The 23,617-nt window shown below is 55.2% G+C and carries 32 protein-coding genes; 2 read left to right on the plus strand and 30 right to left on the minus strand.

All coding sequences use genetic code 11. The features are described from left to right. Nucleotides 1-8: 8 nt before the first annotated feature. The 30 genes from MWU60_RS14440 to rpmC all read right to left on the minus strand — a co-directional run bounded on the left by MWU60_RS14440 (nucleotide 9) and on the right by rpmC (nucleotide 22,040). Nucleotides 9-515, minus strand: a complete 507-nt coding sequence (locus tag MWU60_RS14440) for a hypothetical protein (RefSeq protein ID WP_247228097.1) — start codon at nucleotides 513-515, stop codon at nucleotides 9-11. 196 nt (nucleotides 516-711) lie between these two features. Continuing rightward, on the minus strand, nucleotides 712-1,479 hold the full coding sequence (locus MWU60_RS14445) for an amino acid ABC transporter ATP-binding protein (protein ID WP_247228098.1): 768 nt from the start codon (nucleotides 1,477-1,479) through the stop codon (nucleotides 712-714). Between the two features lie 12 nt (nucleotides 1,480-1,491). Continuing rightward, nucleotides 1,492-2,781, minus strand: coding sequence for an amino acid ABC transporter permease (locus tag MWU60_RS14450; RefSeq protein WP_247228099.1), 1,290 nt, complete (start codon nucleotides 2,779-2,781; stop codon nucleotides 1,492-1,494). A gap of 1 nt (nucleotide 2,782) precedes the next feature. Further along, entirely contained in the window at nucleotides 2,783-4,012 is a 1,230-nt protein-coding gene (locus tag MWU60_RS14455) for an ABC transporter permease subunit (protein WP_247228100.1), read from the minus strand. 128 nt (nucleotides 4,013-4,140) lie between these two features. Continuing rightward, nucleotides 4,141-5,160: an amino acid ABC transporter substrate-binding protein gene (locus MWU60_RS14460; RefSeq protein ID WP_247228101.1), complete on the minus strand. Its 1,020-nt coding sequence runs from the start codon at nucleotides 5,158-5,160 to the stop codon at nucleotides 4,141-4,143. Nucleotides 5,161-5,377: 217 nt separating this feature from the next. Next, entirely contained in the window at nucleotides 5,378-6,088 is a 711-nt protein-coding gene (locus MWU60_RS14465; RefSeq protein WP_247228102.1) for an ATP12 family protein, read from the minus strand. 3 nt (nucleotides 6,089-6,091) lie between these two features. Then, complete coding sequence (locus MWU60_RS14470) at nucleotides 6,092-6,757, minus strand: HAD-IA family hydrolase (RefSeq protein ID WP_247228103.1); 666 nt, start codon at nucleotides 6,755-6,757, stop codon at nucleotides 6,092-6,094. Beyond that, nucleotides 6,750-7,805 (minus strand): RluA family pseudouridine synthase, encoded by a 1,056-nt coding sequence (locus MWU60_RS14475; RefSeq protein ID WP_247228104.1) that lies wholly within the window; start codon nucleotides 7,803-7,805, stop codon nucleotides 6,750-6,752. The genes MWU60_RS14470 and MWU60_RS14475 overlap by 8 nt, the downstream gene beginning before the upstream one ends. After that, nucleotides 7,802-8,161 carry a fluoride efflux transporter CrcB gene (gene crcB / locus MWU60_RS14480; RefSeq protein WP_247228105.1) on the minus strand — a complete coding sequence of 120 codons (360 nt, stop codon included), beginning with the start codon at nucleotides 8,159-8,161 and terminating at the stop codon, nucleotides 7,802-7,804. Before crcB ends, MWU60_RS14475 begins: the two co-directional genes overlap by 4 nt. 31 nt (nucleotides 8,162-8,192) lie before the next feature. After that, nucleotides 8,193-9,503, minus strand: a complete 1,311-nt coding sequence (locus tag MWU60_RS14485; RefSeq protein WP_247228106.1) for a replication-associated recombination protein A — start codon at nucleotides 9,501-9,503, stop codon at nucleotides 8,193-8,195. Between the two features lie 4 nt (nucleotides 9,504-9,507). Further along, nucleotides 9,508-10,563 (minus strand): TauD/TfdA family dioxygenase, encoded by a 1,056-nt coding sequence (locus MWU60_RS14490; protein ID WP_247228107.1) that lies wholly within the window; start codon nucleotides 10,561-10,563, stop codon nucleotides 9,508-9,510. Between the two features lie 127 nt (nucleotides 10,564-10,690). Further along, nucleotides 10,691-11,110 carry a 50S ribosomal protein L17 gene (gene rplQ, locus MWU60_RS14495; protein ID WP_247228108.1) on the minus strand — a complete coding sequence of 140 codons (420 nt, stop codon included), beginning with the start codon at nucleotides 11,108-11,110 and terminating at the stop codon, nucleotides 10,691-10,693. Nucleotides 11,111-11,249: 139 nt separating this feature from the next. Then, entirely contained in the window at nucleotides 11,250-12,266 is a 1,017-nt protein-coding gene (locus tag MWU60_RS14500) for a DNA-directed RNA polymerase subunit alpha (protein ID WP_247228109.1), read from the minus strand. 109 nt (nucleotides 12,267-12,375) lie between these two features. Next, nucleotides 12,376-12,765 (minus strand): 30S ribosomal protein S11, encoded by a 390-nt coding sequence (gene rpsK / locus MWU60_RS14505; protein WP_019953332.1) that lies wholly within the window; start codon nucleotides 12,763-12,765, stop codon nucleotides 12,376-12,378. Nucleotides 12,766-12,779: 14 nt separating this feature from the next. Further along, nucleotides 12,780-13,148 (minus strand): 30S ribosomal protein S13, encoded by a 369-nt coding sequence (rpsM, locus tag MWU60_RS14510; protein ID WP_247228110.1) that lies wholly within the window; start codon nucleotides 13,146-13,148, stop codon nucleotides 12,780-12,782. A 263-nt stretch (nucleotides 13,149-13,411) separates the two neighbouring features. Then, on the minus strand, nucleotides 13,412-14,056 hold the full coding sequence (locus tag MWU60_RS14515) for an adenylate kinase (RefSeq protein ID WP_247228111.1): 645 nt from the start codon (nucleotides 14,054-14,056) through the stop codon (nucleotides 13,412-13,414). Next, nucleotides 14,053-15,411, minus strand: coding sequence for a preprotein translocase subunit SecY (gene secY, locus MWU60_RS14520; RefSeq protein ID WP_247228112.1), 1,359 nt, complete (start codon nucleotides 15,409-15,411; stop codon nucleotides 14,053-14,055). Before secY ends, MWU60_RS14515 begins: the two co-directional genes overlap by 4 nt. A gap of 105 nt (nucleotides 15,412-15,516) precedes the next feature. After that, the gene (gene rplO, locus MWU60_RS14525) at nucleotides 15,517-15,990 is read right to left on the minus strand and encodes a 50S ribosomal protein L15 (protein WP_247228113.1); all 474 of its coding nucleotides are present in this window, start codon (nucleotides 15,988-15,990) and stop codon (nucleotides 15,517-15,519) included. A gap of 572 nt (nucleotides 15,991-16,562) precedes the next feature. Continuing rightward, complete coding sequence (locus MWU60_RS14530) at nucleotides 16,563-17,327, minus strand: hypothetical protein (protein WP_247228114.1); 765 nt, start codon at nucleotides 17,325-17,327, stop codon at nucleotides 16,563-16,565. 294 nt (nucleotides 17,328-17,621) lie between these two features. Further along, nucleotides 17,622-17,810 carry a 50S ribosomal protein L30 gene (gene rpmD / locus MWU60_RS14535; protein ID WP_247228115.1) on the minus strand — a complete coding sequence of 63 codons (189 nt, stop codon included), beginning with the start codon at nucleotides 17,808-17,810 and terminating at the stop codon, nucleotides 17,622-17,624. A 13-nt stretch (nucleotides 17,811-17,823) separates the two neighbouring features. After that, complete coding sequence (rpsE, locus tag MWU60_RS14540; RefSeq protein WP_247228116.1) at nucleotides 17,824-18,405, minus strand: 30S ribosomal protein S5; 582 nt, start codon at nucleotides 18,403-18,405, stop codon at nucleotides 17,824-17,826. A gap of 131 nt (nucleotides 18,406-18,536) precedes the next feature. After that, nucleotides 18,537-18,902, minus strand: a complete 366-nt coding sequence (gene rplR, locus MWU60_RS14545) for a 50S ribosomal protein L18 (RefSeq protein WP_247228117.1) — start codon at nucleotides 18,900-18,902, stop codon at nucleotides 18,537-18,539. Between the two features lie 11 nt (nucleotides 18,903-18,913). Beyond that, nucleotides 18,914-19,447 (minus strand): 50S ribosomal protein L6, encoded by a 534-nt coding sequence (gene rplF, locus MWU60_RS14550; RefSeq protein WP_247228118.1) that lies wholly within the window; start codon nucleotides 19,445-19,447, stop codon nucleotides 18,914-18,916. A 9-nt stretch (nucleotides 19,448-19,456) separates the two neighbouring features. Then, on the minus strand, nucleotides 19,457-19,849 hold the full coding sequence (gene rpsH / locus MWU60_RS14555; RefSeq protein WP_247228119.1) for a 30S ribosomal protein S8: 393 nt from the start codon (nucleotides 19,847-19,849) through the stop codon (nucleotides 19,457-19,459). Between the two features lie 12 nt (nucleotides 19,850-19,861). Continuing rightward, complete coding sequence (gene rpsN, locus MWU60_RS14560) at nucleotides 19,862-20,167, minus strand: 30S ribosomal protein S14 (RefSeq protein ID WP_055295584.1); 306 nt, start codon at nucleotides 20,165-20,167, stop codon at nucleotides 19,862-19,864. Nucleotides 20,168-20,180: 13 nt separating this feature from the next. Beyond that, the gene (gene rplE, locus MWU60_RS14565) at nucleotides 20,181-20,744 is read right to left on the minus strand and encodes a 50S ribosomal protein L5 (protein WP_247228120.1); all 564 of its coding nucleotides are present in this window, start codon (nucleotides 20,742-20,744) and stop codon (nucleotides 20,181-20,183) included. Beyond that, nucleotides 20,744-21,049: a 50S ribosomal protein L24 gene (gene rplX / locus MWU60_RS14570; RefSeq protein WP_247228121.1), complete on the minus strand. Its 306-nt coding sequence runs from the start codon at nucleotides 21,047-21,049 to the stop codon at nucleotides 20,744-20,746. Before rplX ends, rplE begins: the two co-directional genes overlap by 1 nt. Then, nucleotides 21,049-21,417 carry a 50S ribosomal protein L14 gene (gene rplN, locus MWU60_RS14575; protein ID WP_247228122.1) on the minus strand — a complete coding sequence of 123 codons (369 nt, stop codon included), beginning with the start codon at nucleotides 21,415-21,417 and terminating at the stop codon, nucleotides 21,049-21,051. The genes rplX and rplN overlap by 1 nt, the downstream gene beginning before the upstream one ends. 155 nt (nucleotides 21,418-21,572) lie before the next feature. After that, nucleotides 21,573-21,803: a 30S ribosomal protein S17 gene (gene rpsQ, locus MWU60_RS14580; protein WP_008236497.1), complete on the minus strand. Its 231-nt coding sequence runs from the start codon at nucleotides 21,801-21,803 to the stop codon at nucleotides 21,573-21,575. Nucleotides 21,804-21,806: 3 nt separating this feature from the next. Further along, entirely contained in the window at nucleotides 21,807-22,040 is a 234-nt protein-coding gene (gene rpmC / locus MWU60_RS14585) for a 50S ribosomal protein L29 (RefSeq protein WP_247228123.1), read from the minus strand. Nucleotides 22,041-22,528: 488 nt separating this feature from the next. Between rpmC and MWU60_RS14590 the strand changes: the two genes are divergently transcribed. Beyond that, a complete protein-coding gene (locus MWU60_RS14590; protein WP_348644696.1) occupies nucleotides 22,529-22,837 on the plus strand; it encodes a type II toxin-antitoxin system death-on-curing family toxin in 309 nt (102 codons plus the stop codon). Nucleotides 22,838-22,891: 54 nt separating this feature from the next. Continuing rightward, nucleotides 22,892-23,512: a TIGR02466 family protein gene (locus MWU60_RS14595; protein WP_247228125.1), complete on the plus strand. Its 621-nt coding sequence runs from the start codon at nucleotides 22,892-22,894 to the stop codon at nucleotides 23,510-23,512. Nucleotides 23,513-23,617 lie beyond the last annotated feature (105 nt).

Consider the following 23,617-nt stretch of genomic DNA (forward strand, 5'->3'; position numbering starts at 1 on the left):
CGCCCGGCCTACTCGGCTTCGATTCTTGCAACCATCCAAACCAGATGCTTTTCGCCCGCGATAGGCGATGCGGTGTAGTCATCCATGTCTATAACAACCTGAATTGGGCCACGTTCGCGCCGGGTATGTGCACGACCATCGACGCGCGTTGCAATCAACACCGGGACCGTTTCCCACAAGGCACGAGGCATAATCGTGCTAAATTCGTTTTCGGCGATGACCTTGATCGCATCCTCAAGATGCAATCCGCTCTGTGCGAGAAGATCGCTCAGCAGCACACCATCAAAGTCTGCGGGTTCGTCGCGCCATGGTGTCGTTGTGCGCACCCGATAGGTTGCCAAAGTTTCCAGTTCGGCCGGGGTATAAGACTGCTTCGTCCCATCGGACCGCACAATGATCAATTCCGCCTCTGCGTGATTGATCGGTTCAAGCGCGATAGGTTGCGGCGTATCCGCAGCAGCAGCAGTCACTAGCGCAAGTGCCGCAATCGCGGCCAGAACGGACATCTTAGACATAACAACTCTCCTTCGTCTGTGTCGGTTTTCAGAGAAGACTAGCTACAGTTAGTTAAGTCTGCGTTCGCAAGCACCGCGCATGACGCCATTTGCGCGCAAATAGTATTTTCAAGTTTAAATACCTAGCGCTGATCAGGCCGAGCACGAAAAAAGCCCCGGCAAAACCGGGGCCTTTGTCAGTGCTTTGTTTATTGGTTTAGTGACCCAAAATCTGGCTCAGGAACAGTTGCGTCCGGTCGGACTTGGGGTTGTTAAAGAACTCTTCCGGCTCGTTCTGTTCCACGATCTGACCTTGGTCCATAAAGATCACGCGGTTCGCCACCTGACGGGCAAAGCCCATCTCGTGTGTGACGCACAGCATGGTCATGCCTTCCTCGGCCAGCTCGATCATGGTATCCAGCACCTCTTTGATCATCTCAGGGTCAAGCGCCGATGTCGGTTCGTCAAACAGCATGATGCGCGGGCGCATGCACAGCGAACGGGCAATCGCCACGCGCTGCTGCTGACCACCAGACAACTGACCAGGGTATTTATCGGCCTGCTCGGGGATTTTCACCTTTTCAAGGAAGTGCATCGCCGTTTCTTCGGCTTCCTTCTTGGGCGTTTTACGCACCCAGATCGGGGCCAGCGTGCAGTTCTCAAGGATCGTCAGATGCGGGAACAGGTTGAAGTGCTGAAAGCACATGCCGACCTCTGACCGGATCTTGTCGATGTTCTTGAGGTCCGAGGACAGCACCGTGCCGTCCACGGTGATCTTGCCTTGTTGGTGCTCTTCCAGCGCGTTGATGCACCGGATCAGCGTCGATTTACCGGACCCCGAGGGGCCACAGATCACGATCCGCTCGCCCTGATACACCGACAGGTCGATGTCACGCAGAACGTGGAACGAACCGTACCATTTGTTCATATTCTCAATGGTAATCGCCAGCTCGTCAGAGACTTTCATTTGTGTTGCTTCGGCCATGATATCAGCCTCCTATCGGTGGTCGGTTGCGAGCCTGCGCTCCAACCATTGTGAGTATTGTGAAATGCCGTAGCATGTGACGAAGAAAAGCAGGGCTGCGAAGCCAAACAGCTCCCAGTAGACGCCCTGCCATTCAATAGAGGCAAGGATCGGACCGCGGATCATGCCGACCAGATCGAACATCGAAATGACCGAGACGAGCGTGGTGTCTTTGAACAGACCCACCGACACGTTCACGATGCCCGGGATCGAGATTTTGAGCGCTTGCGGCAGAATGATCAGACGCATCGACTGCGCATAATCCAAACCCAAGCTATCGCCCGCCTCATACTGGCCCTTTGGCAAAGCGGCCAGACCACCGCGGATCACCTCGGCGATATAAGCCGCCGAGAACATCGTGATCATGATCACAACGCGCAAGAACAGATCAACACCAGAACCGGGTGGGAAGAAGTAGCCCAACATCACGTTTGCCACGAAAAGCAATGTGATCAGCGGCACGCCACGGACAAATTCAATGAAGATGACGCAGACATATTTGATGATTGGCATGCTGGATTGACGGCCAAGCGCCAAGGCAATGCCAATTGGCAAGGACAATGACACGCAGGTCACGCCCAACATCATGTTCAGCATGAAGCCACCAAGGTCTCGGCTGGGCACCGAACGCATCGCGCCTTCGGTAATCTCCGTATCCGGGATGATGTATCCACCTATCGTGAGCACGACAAAGAACGTGACCACACCGCCAAAGAAGCCAAGTGCAAAGCTCTGGGTGACGAACTTTTGGTAGAACACCACACCCGCAGCAATCGAAACGAGCGCAAGAAGTGGCCCAAAGATCGACCCACCCCAGATCAGCCAGTAAGCGATGAACGGGTAAAGCGCCGTGAAGATCAAAAGCTTGCGTGGCAGATCAAAGAACAGAACCGGTGCTGCTGCAAAGAACAGCAAGGTAAAGGCAAGACCGGGACGCCAGTAGAGGTCGGTGGGGTATTGGAAGCCAAACAAAAGCTGGTTCCAGCGTTCCGTGAGAACTGCAAAACAAGCACCCGTTGTCCCATCAAGGATTTCGCGACAGACGGCGAGGCTTGGTGATGTCCAAATACCATTCAGCATCCACGGCAAAGCGCCGCTTAGGATTAAGTAGATGGCCAAGATAGCAAGGACTGTCAGGACACTATTCGCAGGTGTCGCAAACAGATTGTCTTTGATCCATTTCGTCGGCCCCGCCGCATTTGGCGGTGGCGGCAATTCAGGCAGGGTTTCGGTGCGAACGAACGCAACAGAACGATCAGTCATCTTAGCGCTCCTTCAACTTGATTGCGTTGTTGTAGACGTTGATCACCGCAGAAATCAGCAGCGAAATGGTGAGATAGAACAGCATCAACAAGAGGATACACTCAATCGCGCGGCCTGTTTGGTTCAACGTGATACCACCCAATGTCGCCGTCACATCCGCGTACCCCACCAAAATCGCCAAAGACGAGTTCTTGGTGATATTGAGGTAGTTGGAAATCAGCGGTGGAATGATCACCCGCAATGCCTGTGGCAAGACAACAAGGCTCATGATGCGACGTGGGCGAATGCCCAGCGCGCCAGCGGCCTCTGTCTGACCCTTTGATACGGCTTGGATACCTGCACGCACGTTCTCGGCAATAAAGGCACCAGTGTAGATCGACAAGGCGAACCAGATCGCGATCAGCGGACCGCCGACCTTGATGCCACCGGCAAAGTTGAAACCCTTGAGTTCAGGAATTTCAAAGCTCAGGCCAAAGATGACGAAGACCGCAATCAACGGGCCGAACCAAATGGCGAGGTTGGTCAGCAGCGTCGCAGGACGATCACCTGTTGCCTCTTGAATGCGGGTCGCGCGGGCGGTGACGGCCCGCGCACCAAAGAATGAACCGACCAACACAGCAATCACCATCAGGAGATCCATGCCACCACCAAAACCACGCTCAAAGAATGGCAGTGGGATGTAAACACCCCGGTTGGTAAAGGCCGAAATACCCAAGAACATCGACGCGGACGCGTCATCGCCGCGGAATTCTCTTGGCCCCGGCAACACAGCGATCATAATCGTAAAGATGATCAGAACCCAGATCAGCACGGGGATGTTGCGGAAAATCTCAACGTAGATTGCCATCAACTTGCGCACGAGCCAGTTGTTCGACAGGCGCAAAACACCCGCAAGAACACCAAAGACCGTCGCGGTCACACAGGCCAGAAATGAGACCAAAAGCGTATTCAGCACGCCCACGATGGCGGCCTGCAGGTTTGTTGATTGGCTGGTATACTCGATCAGGCGCTGGTTGATGTCATAGCCAGCCGGAGCGCCCAGAAAGCTAAAGTCAATGTCCAGACCTTGCGCGGCAAGGTTCGTGAATAGGTTGTTGATCAGATAGCCGATGGCCAATGCCAGCACGATGAAAGCGATCGCTTGAAACGTGTAAGAGCGATAGCGTGTATCGTTGATGAGCATTGACAGGCGAAAGGACGACCCCTGCGGTGGGTCTGTAATCGACGTCATTAGAATTTCCCCGTTGTGTCGGCGCTATTTGGTGTGGTTGCTTTGCGCAACTCGTCTACGCCGATTTTTATGGTCGTCTTGGTGAAAGGGCGCGGTTTGCACCGCGCCCTTAAATCTTTCAGATTTCCTTAGCGGAAAGGTGGAGTGTAAAGCAGACCACCGTCTGTCCACTGCGCGTTCAGACCGCGCGCCAGACCGATTGGTGTGTTCTCACCGATGTTCTTCTCGAACAGCTCACCATAGTTACCACCAACAGCAATCGCGTTCTTTGCCCAGTCTGCTTCCAGACCCAGCATCGCGCCAAGTTCACCTTCGGTGCCCAGCAGGCGGTTCACTTCAGGGTTACCTGTTGGGGCCGCTGCCAGCTCTTCGATGTTGGCAGATGTGACACCCAGCTCTTCAGCTGCGATCAGTGCGTTCAATGTCCAACGCACAATGTCACCCCAGTCGTTGTCGCCGTGGCGGACAAGCGGGCCGAGTGGCTCTTTTGAGATAATCTCTGGCAACAGAACGTGGTCGCCTGGGTTCTCGAAGGATGCACGTGTCGCAGCCAGACCGGATGCGTCAGTTGTGTAAACGTCACATGCGCCAGCAAGGTACTGAACCTGTGCTTCTGCGTTTGTTTCGATTGGAACCGGCTCATAGCTGATGCTGTTAGAACGGAAGAAATCCGCCAGGTTCAGCTCGGTTGTTGTACCTGTCTGGATGCAGACGGTCGCGCCATCAAGCTCTTTCGCTGAAGAGACACCAAGATCGCGTGGCACCATGAAGCCTTGGCCGTCATAGTAGTTGATACCTGTGAATTCGAACTTCAGGTCAACGTCACGGCTGAATGTCCATGTTGTGTTACGTGCCAACACGTCGATTTCGCCGGAAGCCAGCGAAGTAAAGCGTGTCTTACCGGTTGTCGGTACGAACTCGACAGCGTCGCCGTCGCCAAGAACAGCGGCTGCAACAGCGCGGCAAACACCAACGTCAAAACCAGTCCATACGCCGTTCGCATCGGGGGATGCAAAGCCGACCAAGCCGGTTGTTACGCCACAGTTCAACACGCCACGTTCTTTGACGTCATCCAACGTCGCTGCCGATGCCATGCTTGCGGCAAGACCAGCAACAGTCAGTGCGCCGTAAAATGCGGTTTTTTTCATTTTTACCTCTTCCTGAGTTTCCACCCAACTTTGGGTGGCCAATTTTTTATCCCGTCCCGATAGACAGTCACGATGAATGAGCGGGATCCTCCCATCTCAATGCGCCAAGACTTTGTTTATTCGCCGGTAGAGTCAAGGGTGAGTGGCGCAAAACACTGTGCAATTGCCGCAAAATCAGGCGGTTTTTGAGTGTTTGCCGCGAAACGAACTGTTTCCTCTAAGCGGTGGCCAAGCGGTAAAAGCGTGCAGCATCGAAAAATGCGTCTCGCTTGACGGCTTCCGCTAGGGTAGCTTCTTCGTCTTCGCCCCATTGCTCAATTTGCCAATGCTCATCTATGCGCGAAAGCAGCCAGGCTTTTTCAACCGAGATGGCATCTTTGGTGATCGCCAAGGCAAGGATCAAAGACCCCGAAATGCTGATCAGATCATGTACGGCGGCCAGAGCAAAATCGTCGAATGCCGCGACCTGAGCTTCCAGTCTTTGCAGCGCGTCGGGCTTTTGCGTCACATGCATCACCCCTTCCCCCACGAAAAGCCGCGCATTCAGTGTCTCGGCGGCCCAATCCAGCATTGGATCCCAGCCTTCTGCCTGTCGCTGGATCAGGCCCTCTGGCCCAGCGGCGCGGTAGCACAACAAATCGCTGTCCCCATATTCAGACAGCAGACTGACCACCTCAGCGCGTTGGGTGCGGACCTTATCAATTGCCGCATTCGCGCCACGCGTGACTGGCATCGTGCGTGGATCAACCAACTCTTTCTGCGCATCCCATTCGCGCGCGACCGCTTCTGCCATCGCAATCGTTGGCATGGTCAATGGGGCCTTGGCGGGTGTGCGCACCGGGCGCTCATCCAACAACACCGTAAACCCGCCCTCACAAGGGCCAGCCAGGGCCGTTTTCCAAAAGCGTTTTGGTTTCCAGTCACTCATCGCTCAAGACCCTATCAACTGGTCGACAGCACCCGCGAGCGCCGCAAAATCCTCAATCATCGCATCAGCTTGCAGGGCCTCGGCGGCGTGATAGCCCCACGTCACCCCGATTTTCTTGATCCCCGCCGCACGCGCCATATCCATATCAAAGGTCGTATCGCCCAACATGACGGACCGTTGTGGCGCGACACCCGTTTCATTCAACGCCGTCAGGATCATCGAAGGGTTCGGCTTCGACGGATGATGATCCGCCACCTGTTCGGAATGAAACACACCCGTCAGCCCATGCCGTTCCAGCACCTTATCCAGCCCGCGCCGGGACTTGCCTGTCGCAACAGCCAACAAGGTGTTGTCCTGTGCGCGCAAGATATCCAAAGCATCCTGCGCGCCGGGGAAAAGCGGACCCATTTCCCGATTGTCCGTGCGCAACTGCATGAAAGACGCCTTGTAAGCCTCAACCAACCGCGCGCGCTGCGCCGCATCCGCGTCAGGACACAGCGCATGAAACGCCTCGGCCAGTGACAGACCCACAATCGACAAAACGGTCGTCCGGTTGGGCAAATCCAAGCCTTCAGATTGAAACGCCAAAGTCATCGCCGCCATAATCTCGGCCTGACTGTCGACGAGCGTGCCGTCCACGTCAAAGATCACTAGCCGCAAGTCACTCATCGGGCATATTGAACGGATCAACAGGGGCGTGGCCCACAACCCAGCCCACGAAATCCCATGTATTCTGCATATGCTCTGGCAACGGGGCTGTCAGATGCAATGTCGCCCCCGTGGCCGGATGCTCAATCGTCAGGCTGCGAGCATGCAGATGCAGCTTGCGGCCAATCTCGCTGCCCATGCCGGCACCCCAGCCATCGCCAAGGTTTTCCTGACCAGAGCCACCGTATTTGCCATCACCGACAATCGGATGCCCGATCTCGGCCATATGCGCGCGCAACTGGTGGGTGCGGCCTGTAATCGGGACCAGCGCGCACCATGCCGCGCGGCTGGCCAGCGTATCCATCACCGCATAATCGCTGGTCGCGCGCTTTGCGCCTTCAACGCTGTCGAGGTCGCGCGGATGCACACAGCGCATCTTTTCATTCTCGCCGCCACGACCATGGCCGGGGGCCTTGACCAAGCCGTATTTGATGGTCCCTGCACGCGGATGCGGGACACCCGCGACAGCCGCCCAATAAATCTTGCGCGTCTCACGGTGTTTGAGGTTCTCGGTCAACTGCTTTGCCATCATGCGGGTGCGGGCCAGCAGCAAAACACCTGAGGTATCCTTATCAAGACGATGTACCAAGCGCGGCTTTTCGTCGTAATCAAACATCAACGCCTCAGCGAGACCATCCACATGGCGGATGGTATTCGTCCCCCCCTGCGTCGCCAAACCATGTGGCTTGTTGATCGCGATGATATGGTCGTCTTTGTAAATCACACAGGACTGGATCAGCTTGGCGTCTGCCTTGGTGACACCATGTTTGGCCAGCGACGCCGCTGCGGCGGCCTCTTCCTCGGTCGGTAATGGTGGAATACGGACCTTCTGACCGACCTCAACGCGAGAGTTCGATTTCACGCGGCCGCCATCCACGCGCACCTCACCCTTGCGGCACATCTTTTCGATGCGTCCTTGGGTCAGATGCGGGAACAACCGGCGCAGATAGCGATCAAGTCGCTGGTCGCCATCATCAGGGCCGATCACCCGTGTTTGCACGCCGCTCATGGTGTCATTCCTTTGGCTAGCCACAAACCTGCGGCACATGCGAGAATTGAGAGGACAACAGAGGCCATAACATAGCCGCCCGCCGCCGTGATGCGGCCCGCCTCGACCAGGCGCAGCGTGTCCAGCGAAAAGGCCGAAAAGGTCGTGAACCCACCCAGCAGACCAGTCATCACGAAGGGCAGCCAATGCTGCAATCCGCGCGCTGCCAGCAAGACCCAAAGCAAGCCTATGGCGAAAGACCCGATGACATTGACCGCGAGCGTGCCTATCGGGAAAGCCACGGCCAGCCCGACAAGGTAACGCAGCACAGCGCCCAAAGCCCCGCCAAGGGCAACAGAGATTACAGGTGTCATCATGCGGGTGCTGTGGCGGTTCGCTGCGGGATTGTCAATTCTTGCCACGCTTGGCACGCAGGCCCGCAAAGAAATCAACGCGCTTTTTCAACTCGCGCTCAAACCCACGATCAACGGGGATGTAATAGACGCCGCGCTTCATCGTCTCGGGGAAGTAGTTTTGGCCGCTGAACCCGTCCTCGGCGTCATGGTCATAGTTATAGCCTGCGCCAAACCCTTGCTCTTTCATCAGCGTCGTCGGCGCGTTCAGAATATGCGCTGGCGGCGGCTCTGACCCTGTCTGCTTGGCCGCCGCAACGGCACCCTTATAGGCCACATACGTCGCGTTCGATTTCGGCGCGAGCGCAAGGTAAGTCACCGCCTGCGCCAGTGCCAATTCACCCTCAGGCGACCCCAAGCGCTCATACGTCTCCCAAGACTGCAAACACACCGCCTGTGCCTGTGGATCGGCCAACCCGATATCCTCAACCGCCATGCGCGTGATACGGCGGGCCAGAAAACGAGGGTCTTCACCGCCCGCAAGCATACGCGCGAACCAGTACAAGGCCGCATCAGGATCAGACCCGCGCACAGATTTATGCAAGGCGCTGATCAGTTTGTAATGCTCATCACCCGACTTGTCGTATTTCACTGCACGCTTCATCAATCGCTTTGTCAGGTCATCGACCGTTAGCTTGGCATCGGTTTTCCAAGCCGCGATCTGTTCAATCAAGTTCAACAGCGCCCGACCATCGCCATCAGCCATCCCCAGCAGCGCTTCACGCGCGGAACCATCCAGAGGAAGCGGTTTGCCCAGCTCTTTCTCAGCCCGCTGCGCCAGCAATTCGAGATCCTTGAGGTCCAGCCGGGTGAGGATAAACACCTGAGAGCGGCTCAACACAGCCGCATTCAACTCAAAGCTTGGGTTCTCGGTCGTGGCCCCGACCAGCAGGATCGTGCCGTCCTCCATATAAGGCAGAAACCCGTCCTGCTGCGCTTTGTTAAAGCGGTGGATTTCATCCACGAAAAGCAGTGTGCCTTTGCCGTTCTGACGACGCATCTTGGCGGCTTCGAACACCTTGCGCAGATCGGGAACACCCGTAAAAATCGCGCTGATCTGGACAAAATGCAGATCGGTCTCGTCGGCCAGCAACCGCGCGATGGTCGTCTTGCCTACACCGGGTGGACCCCAAAAGATCAGGGACGAAAGCGAGCCAGAGGCCAACATCGTGCCCAACGGCGCATCCGCGCCCAACACTTGTTGCTGGCCAATGACTTCGGCCAAAGTTTTTGGGCGCAGTCGGTCCGCCAGCGGGCGCGGGCCTGCGGGTGTATCTGTCGGTGTGCTGTCAAAAAGGTCGGCCAAGTGGTCAATCCAATGGGGCGTGCAGTTTGGTCTGCGCCGTCACAATACCACCCCGGTTGCCAATCTCAATCGACCCATAGCGTTGCTTGAAACTGCCCGGCAACACGCGGTCCCCAGGTAATGATAGCCACAGGCGCAGCAAATGGCGGCGTTTGTCAGGATCAGGCCAATCCACAAATCCTGTGCGGTCATGCAATTGAGAATGATTATAGACAAACTGCATATCGCCCGGCTGCAAACGCATCCCAAAGTGCAATTCTGGATCATTGGCCAGCGCATCAAACATATCCAGCGCTTCTACATGCGCTGGCGTCAACTTTAGCGCCCCCTCAAACCGCTGCGCACTGTCGATGTACTGACGCTGATAAAACACCGTGAGCTTGCCATCGTGCCAGCTGAGCGGCGGTATTTCCATGTAAGGCTTTGCACCTTCTGGCACCTCACCGCGCCTGTCAGTTGCGATTGGATCAAAGAGCAGCGCAAGCAAATCAGGGCGTTGGGCCCGCATGCGGTTGTAGATCGAAACGGCACTGACCAGCAGCGACAGCCCGCCTTCTTGCGCATCTTGCAGGCAAATCAAGCCAACGGCATCAGCGCTATCTGTGTGGAAAGTCTGGCGTTGCGATGTTTGATAAATCCGAGTGTTCGTATCGGCAGCGTCTGCCCCGGTATCACGTACATGGCCCAAAATATGGCCCGCAGCATTCTGTGACCGGGCACTGCCAAGATGCGCACCGATGCCGCAGAAAATCGTCGCGGCCATTTCGCGGGATGTATTGATCACATCCAAGCCGCGTAGAACCTCTACTCCGGTGCCATGGATCAGCTGTGTCCGAAGCTTTGCCAAATGCGAGGCAAAAACGGGCAGCGGGAAGTCGGCAGCGGTGATTTCACCAATGGCTTTCCCGAGGCTAAGAAAATGGGTCGCCGCCTGATGCAGGTCGACCAACACATCGGGCGTCAGATCAACCAGCCAGCGGTCCGGATTGGCCGCCATCTCAGCCCCGATCCAAGCGGAGGGGCTTTCAATACGGTCTGGGATCGCGTCCAAAACTGACATCAGATTTCTTTCCTCTCGCATTAAGGTTGCGACAGTCACAACCTTTGAGCAACCCATCATAAGCCCCAAAGAAAAAGCCCCCCGCTGCAGTCAACGAGGGGCTCAATTCTTTGCGCTGCTGAAAGATTTACTCTTCCACAGCCTCATACTCGGTCAAGCGCGCCTTGTCAGCCGCGCCTTTGGCGTCGACGTCGCGGTCGACGAATTCGATGATCGCCATCGGCGCCATATCACCGTAGCGGAAGCCCGCTTTGATAATGCGGACATAGCCGCCCTGACGCTCTTTGTAGCGGGGACCAATGACGTCGAACAATTTCTGTGCGTGCATTGCCTGCTTCAGCTGCGCGTTGGCCTGACGGCGGGCGTGGTCGTCGCCGCGCTTGCCCAATGTGACAAGCTTTTCAACGATCCGGCGCAATTCTTTGGCCTTTGGCAATGTTGTTTTGATCTGCTCATGTTCAATGAGCGAGCCTGCCATGTTCGCGAACAGCGCTTTGCGGTGCTCATGTGTGCGGTTTAGGCGGCGGTAACCTCTTGCGTGACGCATGTGATAGTCTCCATTTTGTATTAGGATGGGCCTATGCGATGCGTGTCGCTGGCTCCGTTAGTGGGGCGGGATTGCCCAAGGTTTTCCCCGTATACAGACGGGCATTTGGTGTAAGGTGGGTTTAAACCCACCTTACGTTTTAAAACTGGTCTTCGAACTTCTTCGCCAGATCTTCGATGTTGTCTGGTGGCCAGTCCTCGACGTCCATGCCAAGGTGCAGACCCATGCCCGACAGCACTTCTTTGATCTCGTTCAAAGACTTGCGGCCAAAGTTTGGGGTGCGCAGCATTTCTGCTTCGGTCTTCTGGATCAGATCGCCGATGTAGACGATGTTGTCGTTCTTGAGGCAGTTTGCCGAACGGACAGACAGTTCCAGCTCGTCCACTTTCTTGAGTAGAAGCGGGTTGAACTCTAGACCGTCGTCATCCTGACCTGCAGTTGCGGACTCAGGCTCATCAAAGTTGACGAAGATGGACAGTTGATCCTGCAGGATGCGGGCAGCATAAGCGACCGCATCATCAGGTGTCAGCGACCCATCGGTTTCAACCTTCATGGTCAGCTTGTCATAATCCAGCACCTGACCTTCACGGGTCGGCTGCACGTCATAGCTGACTTTCTTGACAGGCGAGTAGATTGCATCGACGGACATCATGCCGATCGGTGCATCTTCTGGCTTGTTCTTGTCGGCCGCAACATAGCCCTTACCGGTGTTGACGGTCAGTTCCATGTACAGGTCTGCACCATCATCAAGGTGACAGATCACGTGGTCCTTGTTGAGAACCTCGATACCCGCCGTCTCGCTGATATCGGCGGCTGTCACAACGCCCGGGCCCTTGGCCTGAACGGACAAACGCTTGGGGCCTTCAACTTCCATACGGATCGCAACACCTTTGAGGTTCAACACGATGTCGGTGACGTCTTCACGTACACCAGACACGGATGAAAACTCGTGCAGGACGTTGTCGATCTGAACGGCAGTGATGGCAGCACCCTGAAGGGATGACATCAAAATGCGGCGCAGGGCGTTGCCCAGTGTCAAACCAAAGCCACGCTCAAGTGGTTCTGCAATGACGGTTGCCTGACGCGCGGGGTCGTTGCCCGGCTTAACTTCCAATTGAGTTGGCTTAATCAACTCAGCCCAGTTTTTGTGGATCATATGTCCCTCCATACTAGTCTGCCTTCATGTCCAAAAAGGCAAACGCCCGAGGTTAAAATGACGGATTGGGGCCATGCAAAAAGCATGACCCCAAGGCGTTTGGGTGTAATTAGACGCGGCGGCGCTTTGGGGGGCGGCAACCGTTGTGGGCCATTGGGGTCACGTCACGGATAGATGTGATGTTGAACCCAACAGCGGCCAATGCGCGAAGCGCTGACTCACGACCGGAACCGGGGCCCTGCACTTCGACTTCCAGCGTTTTCACGCCGTGGTCTTGTGCTTTCTTGCCCGCATCCTCTGCAGCCATCTGGGCCGCATAAGGTGTGGATTTCCGCGAACCCTTGAAACCCATGGTGCCAGCGGACGACCATGCGATCGCGTTGCCCTGCACGTCAGAGATCAGGATTTTCGTGTTGTTGAAAGAAGAGTTCACATGCGCAACACCAGCTGCGATGTTCTTGGAAACCTTCTTTTTGGTGCGTTTTGTATCACGTGCCATTGATCAAGCCTCCCTTATTTCTTCTTACCAGCAATGGCCTTTGCAGGGCCCTTGCGTGTACGCGCGTTTGTGGATGTACGCTGACCACGGACAGGAAGGTTACGACGGTGGCGCAGGCCACGGTAGCAACCAAGGTCCATCAGGCGCTTGATGTTCATCTGTGTGTCGCGACGCAGGTCACCTTCAACAGTCAGGTTGGCGTCGATGTATTCACGGATCGACAGCACTTCTGCATCAGAGAGCTGGTTAACACGACGCGCGCGGTCGATCTTGACCGCTTCGCAGATTTCTTCGGCTTTGGCGTTGCCAATACCGGTGATGTAAGTGAGGGCGATTGGTACCCGCTTTGCAGTCGGGATGTTTACGCCGGCAATACGTGCCACGTGTGCAATTCCTTTTCGTTGCGGGTCCGTCATTCCAGACCCTTTTTTCACAACGGAAGCCCGGACCTTTGAAGGGCGCCGGGCTGCGTCATATCGAGGTGTTCTGTGATGTCAGGGGGCGACCCTTAACCACAAATTGATTCCTTTGCAGGATGGCGCTGTTTAGGGGGCATTTGAGGCATGGTCAAGCCACCCAACGCGGCGCAAAGGATTTTCTGGAAAATCCTTCTGTACAGAACAATTTTCGGCGAAAATTGTGCGCTCTACGCCAAAGCCTCTGAGATACTGTCGGCGACGTCATCCATGCTGGCCAAACCATTGACGGACTTCAAATCGCCCTTGGCATAGTAGTAGCCAATCAATGGGCTGGTCTGTTTGTAATAGGCCAACAACCGGGTCCGAAGGCTGTCTTCATTGTCGTCCGCGCGGCGCTGGAAATTGGAAGACCCACAGTTGGTGCACTTCTGATCCGCTGGGATCGGCTTTGTCAGGTCGTTGTAAACCTCACCACAATCGCCGCATGTCGCGCGCGCCGTAATGCGGGCAACCAACGCGTCATCATCGACCTGCATCTCAATCACGCAATCCAGGTTCTCGCCCATATCAACCAGCAAGCGACCCAGCGCATCCGCTTGTGCCAATGTCCGGGGGAAACCATCAAAGATGTATCCACCGCCGCCTTGATCGCTTTCCAGCTGTTCGCGGATCAGGCCAATCACGATCTCATCAGTCACAAGATCACCGCGATCCATCACAGCCGCGACCTTCTTGCCCATCTCTGTCCCACTGGTCCGGGCCGCCCGCAGCATATCACCGGTGCTGAGTTGCACCATGTTGCGTTCATCCACAAGCTTGCGTGCCTGTGTCCCCTTACCCGCCCCCGGCGGTCCCAGCAGTATGATATTCATCGACGCGATGGCCCTTTACGTTTTCCATTACGCTTGCCACGCAGTTGAGACTTCTCAATCAGGCCTTCGTATTGATGTGCCACCAGATGAGACTGGATTTGTTGGATGGTGTCCATACCAACCGACACAATAATCAGGATCGACGTACCGCCAAAGTAGAACGGAATGGCCAGCTCTGCCCGGATAATCTCGGGCAGCAAGGCGACCAAAGCCAGATAACCAGAACCCAGCACCAGAATACGTGTCACCACGTAATCCAGATATTCTTCGGTTTTCTTGCCGGGGCGAATACCGGGGACAAAGCCGTTCTGGTTCTTAAGGTTCTCGGCAACATCTTCAGTCTTGAAGGCGACTTCACGGGTGTAGAAATACGTGAAAAAGATGATCATGCCGCCAAAGAAAATCAGATAAAGTGGCTGACCGGGACCAAACAGCGCGAGGATCGTCGACATCAGCGGCCCGGAGGAGCCCCCATTAAACGTGCTGATCGTCGTCGGCAGCAACAGCAAAGCTGACGCAAAGATCGCAGGGATAACGCCAGCCGGGTTCACCTTGATCGGCAGGTGGCTGGTAGAGCCATCATAGACCTTCATACCACGCTGCTGGCGCGGGTATTGAATATGGATCTTGCGCAGGCTGCGTTCCATGAACACCACAAAGGTCAACACTACGATCAACATCAGAATGATGCCGACGATCACCAGCGGGCTGATCGCACCGGACCGGCCTTGTGACAGGAACTGTGCCAAGGCGGCTGGAATCTCAGCAATGATGCCGACAAAGATGATCAGCGAGATACCGTTGCCGATACCGCGGGCGGTGATCTGCTCACCAAGCCACATCAGGAACATACAGCCACCCACGATGGTAATCACGGTGGATGCTTGGAAAAACAAACCCGGATCAGCGGCCAAGCCACCCGCTTCAAGGCTGAGCGCGAGGCCGTAAGACTGCGCCGTGGCCAGAACGACAGTACCATAACGGGTATACTGGTTCAGCTTGCGCCGCCCTTGCTCACCCTCTTTTTTAAGGTTCTTCAGCGGCTCCCACATAGACCCCAGCAGCTGCATCACAATGGAGGCAGAGATGTAAGGCATAATACCAAGGGTAAAGATCGCCATCCGCGACAGCGCACCGCCAGTGAACATCGACAGGATACCGCCGATGCCCGATTGGGCGTCTTCCATAAACTGTGCCAGCGCAGCGCCATCAATACCAGGTACAGGAATAAACGTACCAAGGCGGTAGATGATCAACAAACCAAGCGTGAACATGATCCGCTGGCGCAGTTCAGTTGCTTTGCCGAAGGCGCTCCAACTGACGTTGGCTGCCATTTGCTCTGCTGCAGAAGCCATATGGGTCTCTTTTTATAAGAAACGCCGCAAAACCGTTCCCCGGTTCGCGGCGTTTGGGAAAACATGAAGAGTTATGTAAGCGACGGGTGCGCCGCTCACAAGGTCTTACTCAGCCGCTGCCGGTGTTGTGACAGTCAGTGAACCGCCCGCTTTTTCGACAGCTTCAACAGCGCCCTTGGACGCACCTGTGACTGTGATTTTTGCTTTGGCTTTGAAATCGCCCTTGGCAAGAACGCGGATACCGTCCTTTTTGCGACGCACCAGACCGGACGCGATCAACGCATCTTCGGTGATGTCTGCTTTGACGTCGATCTTGCCTTCGTCGATGAATTTCTGGATCAGACCAAGGTTGATGACAGCAAATGTCTTGCGGTTCGGCTTGTTGAAGCCACGCTTTGGCAGACGCTGGTAAAGTGGCATCTGGCCGCCCTCATAGCCTTTGATGGCTACACCGGAGCGTGATTTCTGACCTTTGATACCACGGCCACCGGTCTTACCCTTGCCGGAACCTGCACCACGGCCAACGCGCGTTTTGCGGGTGGTTGCACCGGGATTATCGGATAATTCATTCAGTTTCATGTCGCTTCTCCTCTTGCCGGAATTGGCCCCCAGCGACGGGAGCGGCCAAACACGGCGTTTCATCTGAGTCGGATTTTTGATGTCCGACTGGGGGCGTATAGACGGATGCGCGGAGTGGATCAAGTGGGGGGACGCAACCTGCGGTGGGGCAATGTGCTGAATTCGCCGCGTTGTGCGGCATTTGTGGTTAAAGGCCATGAAAACAGGGGTTGAGCGCGTACAGATGACGTATGCAAAGCGTACAGAACCTGTACGTACAGATATACAGATTTCGCATGGTTAACCGGGCGCGCGGTGGGACGGATTAATGCCGCGTTAAGGATTGGCGAAATAGAGGGCAGCGGCCGACCTGGAGGCCTTGGAAGGTTTGTTTGACGCACAGTATCGCCAAAGTTGCAAATGTCAGTTCAAGTTGAGACGTCGCAAAAGCGGCCTCCTGGGGGAGGTCGGCCGCTGCCCGGGCAAGCCGGGCGATCAGTTGGATAAGTCAGATAGCGTCCTCAAACTCAATATCAGCTATGCGGACGAAGCTGCCGTCCATTGCTGTGCTCCGAATGTCTGCATGGGCGTTCTTAATCGGCTCTGGCGCGACGTGACGACGCAATCAAGCGCTTTAACAAGAGCCTAAGCGGCCAAAGTAGCGTTCTACCAATCAACGTTAAGACCGGCCTCGAGTTGCGCATCATTGAACGGGCGTATTCGTCTGCTTCCCTTTCCTGTTCAGCCACTTGTCCACCCTCTATATGCCTCGATACGTGATGCCCGACTTCATGATAGAATGTGAATTCTGCATCCAGACGCAACCACCAAAGCTTCACACCGCTGACTTTGTTGGCGGGCCAAGTCAAAATGATCCCGGAGAAGAACAAGTTATACAGCCCCAGATAATCGAGTTCTGGCCGGCGCGCGATAACATCCACACGGGTCACGTTGCCTAGCGATAGACCCTGCGTCTTGCTCCAAATCTCGATATTTCTGACGACCACAGAGCGATCAGCTATGTCAGAGGCAACAAATACAGGTATTTGGCCAATAACATGAGTTGCAGGTTCTTCGAGAATGCGTCGCGACAGAATATCCAACGTTTTAATATGCATGGGATGCAACTTTGTCTTTCGAAGCCTCTCGACTTCTTCTTCAAAAGCAGATGGGTCCAGTTCATCAAGAATGGACAGCAATACACCAAAGTACTTGGCCAGTGGTCCGCGGGGGTTCTCAGCCCAGGCAGGTGAATCCAACTTTTTTTTAATTTGGCTAACTGAGGTGTCGCCTTCTTTCAGAATTTCTCGCCACGCATCTCGAACGGTTTCAACATGGTCCGTCGAAATACCTCTCAATAGTCTTTCAACGACGGGTCGAGTGCTCTCAATCATAATCAAATAATAACAGACGCGGAGGCCGATAGTTAGACTGGAGAGCTGCCTTTAGAAGCAAAAAACTACACTATGATAGGAGCAAGCCGAGCAGATAACTGCCGTTCGCGCACTCTGCAGCATCAGGGACTTTGGGCTCATAGCGGACGTTGCTTGCAGAAGAAACCTAACCGCCTCAATCGAAAAACGCCCCGCAGTTCCCTGCGAGGCGCTTTCATTCCAAACCGTAAGGTGGATCATGATCCACCTTACCCTGAACTACCCTTTTTCTTCGATGATCTCGACCATGTGGCTGATCGAATTCACCATGCCGCGCACGGATGGTGTGTCTTCCAGCTCGCGTGTACGGTTCATCTTGTTCAGGCCCAAGCCGATCAGCGTGGCACGCTGTTTGGCGGGGCGGCGGATCGGGGAGCCGATCTGCTTGACGACGATTGTTTTAGCCATCTGTCAGGTCTCCTTACGCGTCAGCTTCAGCAGGTGCTTCGGCCGCTGGGGCCTCGTCACGCTTAGGCAGAATATCAGCCACCTTTTTGCCACGACGCTGTGCGACGTTGCGGGGTGATTGCTCTTTGGTCAGGCCATTCATCGTGGCGCGGATCATGTTGTAGGGGTTCTGGGAACCGATGGACTTGGACACAACATCCTGTACACCCAACATTTCAAACACGGCACGCATTGGACCACCGGCGATGATACCGGTACCAACTGGGGCTGTACGCATAACCACTTTACCAGCGCCGTGACGGCCCTCGATGTCGTGGTGTAGGGTCCGCCCGTCGCGCAGTGCAACGCGGATCATCTGACGCTTGGCTTGCTCAGTGGCTTTGCGGATCGCCTCAGGAACTTCCTTGGCTTTACCCTTACCAAAACCAACGCGGCCTTTTTGGTCGCCAACAACGACGAGCGCTGCGAAACCAAAGCGCTTACCGCCTTTGACTGTCTTGGAAACACGGTTGATCGCGACCAGACGGTCTGCAAACTCTGGTGTTTCGTCACGGTTACGGCGATTGCCGCCCCGGTTGTTATCACGTTCTGCCATAGTGGCGTCCTTTGTTTTCCTGCCCGAAGGCGTTGTCCAATCGCGGTGGGTATGAAGCCCCCGGATCATCGAGCGTGGGTTTTACCCACCCTACAGGTTGTTGGTAGGGTGGGTGAAACCCACCCCCACCATTAGATCTTCAAACCACCTTCACGGGCCGCATCGGCCAAAGCCTTGATCTTGCCGTGAAAGAGGAAACCACCACGGTCGAAGAAAGCAACCTCAACACCCGCCTTCTTTGCGCGCTCTGCAATTGCAGTGCCCACTTTGGAAGCAGCTTCGATGTTGTTCTTGCCGACCACGCCCAGATCCTTTTCGAGCGACGAAGCGGACGCGAGTGTCACGCCGTTGACGTCGTCGATCAGCTGGACGCTGATGTTCTTGTTTGAGCGGTGAACCGAAAGACGCGCACGCCCTTGGTTGGCTGTAACACCCCGCAGTTTGTTCCGAACGCGCATGCGGCGCTTCAGAAACAGTGTTCTTTTGCTGTTTGCCATTGTCGCGTTCCTTACTTCTTCTTGCCTTCTTTGCGGAAGATGTATTCGCCTTTGTACTTAATCCCTTTGCCCTTATAGGGCTCGGGCTTACGCCAAGCGCGAATATTCGCCGCAACCTGTCCAACCTGCTGCTCGTCGATACCTTCGACAAGAATTTCTGTTGGCTTTGCGGATGTCACAGTGACACCCTCAGGCACTTCAAAGTTAACATCGTGGCTGTAGCCCAATGACAGTTTCAGGACATTGCCCTGCATCTGTGCACGGTAACCAACACCCGACAGCTCAAGCTCTTTCTTGAAGCCTTCGGATACGCCGGTGGCCAAGTTTGCAACCATTGTGCGGCTCATGCCCCACTGCTGGCGCGCACGCTTGGATTTGCCGCGTGGTTCTACAGTAACAACGTTGCCATCAACTGTGATGGTGACGTCGTCGGTGGCTTTGAAAGTCCGGGTCCCCTTAGGGCCCTTCATTTCAACGGTTTGACCTGACACAGAGGCGGTAACGCCTGATGGCAGCTCAACCGGTTTTTTACCAATACGAGACATGATATCCCCTTAGAATACAGTGCAGAGCACTTCGCCGCCGATATTGGCGCTGCGTGCTTTTGCATCCGACATCACACCTTGTGAGGTGGAGACAATCGACACACCCAGGCCCTGACGGACGGATGGGATGTCATTGGAGCCCAGGTAAACGCGACGGCCAGGCTTTGAAACCCGCTTCACTTCGCGAATGACTGGGTCACCCTCGTAATACTTCAGCTCGATCGAGAAAGCAGGATGGCCATCTTTGCCGTCCTTCTTCTCATATCCGCGGATGTAGCCTTCGTCGGAAAGCACGTCCAGAACCCAACCACGAAGCTTGGACGCAGGTGTTTCCACCACTGCCTTGCCGCGCATCTGGCCGTTGCGGATACGTGTGAGCATATCACCGATAGGATCGTTCATAATATGTGCTCCTTACCAGCTTGACTTGACCATGCCGGGGATTTCGCCATTGGAACCAAGGTCCCGCAGCGCGATCCGGCTGATCTTGAGTTTACGGTAATAGGCGTGTGGACGCCCGGTCAGCTGGCAACGGTTATGCAAACGGGTTGCAGAAGAGTTCCGTGGCAATTTCGCCAGTTCAAGTGTTGCCTTGAACCGCTCTTCTACCGCGATCTCTTTGTTGTTGATGATTGCCTTCAAGGCGGCACGCTTTTCGGCATACTGCTTGACCAGCTTTTCACGCTTCACTTCGCGTGCGATCATGGATTTCTTAGCCATATCTAATATCCCCTCAGCTGTTGAACGGCATGTTGAAAGCTTTCAACAGTGCCTTTGCTTCAGCGTCAGTGTTCGCTGTTGTGCAGATGACGATGTCCATGCCCCAGTTCTCATCGATCTTGTCGAAGTTGATCTCGGGGAACACCAGGTGCTCTTTCAGGCCTGTGGCATAGTTGCCGCGACCGTCGAAGGATTTGCCAGATACGCCGCGGAAATCACGGATACGAGGCATTGCAACGGTGATCAGACGGTCGAGGAATTCGTACATCTTATCGCCACGCAATGTGACCTTGGCACCCAAAGGCATGTCTTCACGAACGCGGAAACCAGCGATGGATTTCTTGGCGCGTGTTGTCATGGCCTTCTGACCGGCAATCGTTGTCAGATCTTCCTGTGCGGATTTTGCTTTTTTGCTGTCACGGACAGCTTCTGCACCACAACCGATGTTCAGAACGATTTTGTCCAAACGTGGGATCTGCATGTCGTTTTTGTAGCCGAACTCTTCTTTCATCGCCGCGCGAACGGTCGATGCATAGAGGTCCTTGAGACGGGGGGTATAGTTTGCAGTATCAAGCATTAGATTGCATCCCCTGTTGTCTTGGCGAAACGCACCTTGTTGTCGCCATCCATGCGGAAGCCGACGCGGGTTGCTTTGCCATTCTTGTCAACGATTGCCAGGTTGGACAGTTGGATCGGCATCGCCTTTGGCGTGCGGCCACCCTGTGTTGCCTGAGATTGCTTTGTGTGACGGATCGCAATGTTCAGACCGTCCACGATGGCTTTGCCGGATTTCGGGTCAATGCTGGAAATCGCGCCAGTCTTGCCTTTGTCCTTGCCAGTCAGAACGACGACATTGTCACCTTTACGGAGTTTCGCAGCCATTACAGCACCTCCGGAGCAAGCGAGATGATTTTCATGAAGTTCTTTGCGCGCAGCTCGCGAACAACTGGTCCAAAGATACGTGTACCCATTGGCTCGTTGTTGTTGTTGAGGATGACAGCAGCGTTGCTATCAAAACGGATGGCTGTGCCATCGTCGCGGCGAACTTCTTTGGCGGTGCGTACGACAACGGCCTTACGGACGTCACCTTTCTTTACGCGACCGCGTGGAATGGCCTCTTTGACCGAAACGACAATGATGTCTCCAACACTGGCGTAACGACGGTGAGAACCACCCAGAACCTTGATGCACTGAACACGGCGTGCGCCGCTGTTGTCAGCAACATCCAGATTGGTCTGCATCTGGATCATTTGGTTTCCTTCCGACCTATGGGCAAGTCCCGATTTCTGTCCGGGGGCCCAGGGTTTCGATTAATGGGGTGTTACTACCTATCGACAGATCGCTCATCAGTCCCTTCGGTTCCTTCTTCGCGAAGAAAGCCGTCAGGCTTGATAAGCAGCCCCAATCAGCTGGCAATAACCTCCCAGCGTTTCGTTTTCGACTTTGGTGCACATTCCTGGATACGGACCTGGTCACCAACGTTGAATGCGTTCTGTTCATCGTGAGCGCGATATTTCTTCGACTTACGAATAGTTTTCTGAAGCAGCGGGTGCTTGTAACGACGCTCAACCGACACGGTGACGGTCTGGGCATTTTGGTTGCTTGTGACAACCCCGGCTAGGATACGCTTAGGCATAGATTAAGCCTCCGACTTTTCATTCGCGGACGGGGCGTCCGACGCGGCCGCTGCGGCCTTTTCGTTCAGGATTGTCTTCACTTTGGCAGCGTTGCGGCGGGCCGCACGAATGCCTGCTGTGTTTTCAAGCTGACCAGTGGCCTGCTGAAAGCGCAGATTGAAGCTCTCTTTTTTCAGGTTCACCAGCTCTTCACGGAGCTGATCGGGCGTTTTATCCCGCAGTTCATTGGCGTTCATGCCATATTCCTTTGTCAACATCATCGGCGGGCCGTGAAACACGTCACCCGATTCCCGATGGAGTGGGGGTAGAAGTGGGCCGTATAGGGGGGTTAAAGGGGTGTGGCAAGGGGGTTAATCCACCGCACTTCGTGTTTTCACGGCCTAAACGCATACATCCTTTTAACACTGTGCACAGATCACCACATATATTAGAAGTCACGGTAGAAGGATTTCAGGAGCCACGATGTCAACCGCTGTCAAAACAACTTCCGTTAAGGGTGGACAAATCAAACGTGACGCAAAGACGGGGCGTTTCGTAGAGGTACACACGAGCACAGGTAAACATGTTGCACGCAAGACCACGGTAACGACTGTGAAGGAGGCTTCCTCAAAGCGCAGTGCTGCGCTGAAGCGTTTGGCGGATAGGTAGGCGTCACTACCGCATTACGCTGGCAGACGCCTTCACCGCGCATGATGAAGCTTTGACGTACGGTGGGCGAGAAGGCGTGACGAGCCTGCATCTCATCGAGTCGGCCGTGGCACGTGCATACTCAGGATATCATCGTCCGATCCATCGCAAAGCGGCAGCAATTTTGCATAGTGTCGTGGGCAATCATGGCTTTACGGATGGAAATAAGCGTACGGCATGGCTCTTGGTGGAAATACTGATTGAGCGTAGTGGTTTCCACCTCTCAATCGCCGATGACGCACCCATTGATGATCTCGTTGTCTCCGTCGCGGACAATCAAATCACATTTGAAGAACTTTGCGCGTGGTTCAAAGCACGGATTAGCAAATCCGACACCGCGACCTGAGCCACTTCACAGGTTACACTCGCCCTGTCGGACGGCATTCGTTAAGACACTCTCATGACCCAAATCAAATCCCTCTTCGCGACCCGCCTCTACCACGCCAAGCTTTCCGCCCATGGCGCGCCCATCGACCCGTCCGAGCTTGAAAACTCTTGCCTTGTCATCGCAGATGACGATGAGGCGGGGCAGGACTGGTGCGAGCAGAACGGCTTTCCGGGCTACACCTCCTACGCGTCGCTCAGCGACCTACCCTGGCGCTTCCCGATCTTCAAAGATCTCGTCACCGTCCTCGACGCCCATGTCGCGGGTTTTGCCGAAGACTTGGCTTTCGACCTTGGCGACACGACACTGCAACTCGAAGACATCTGGATCAATATCCTGCCCGAAGGCGGCATCCACACCGGCCACATCCACCCCCATTCGGTGATCAGCGGCACGACCTACGTCGCCATGCCCGACGGGGCGAGCGCGATCAAGTTCGAAGACCCCCGACTGGCCATGATGATGGCGGCCCCCACGCGGGTGAAAGACGCGCGGGACGAGTTGCGGACGTTCTACTACGCGAAACCGGAAGTCGGCGACGTGCTGCTTTGGGAAAGCTGGCTGCGGCACGAGGTGCCGATGAACATGGCTGAGGAAGAGCGGATATCGGTGAGTTTCAACTACAGCTGGGGCTAGGCTTTGTCGGCGTGATCCCGGTGTGTCTTCAAAAAAGGGCACGGCGGATCATGACCAGAATTTGCAAATAGATGTCATGTCATCTGAGTCTGCACGACGCCCGCC

The sequence above is a fragment of the Yoonia sp. F2084L genome (genome assembly GCF_023015625.1).
In the GTDB taxonomy this organism is placed as follows: domain Bacteria; phylum Pseudomonadota; class Alphaproteobacteria; order Rhodobacterales; family Rhodobacteraceae; genus Yoonia.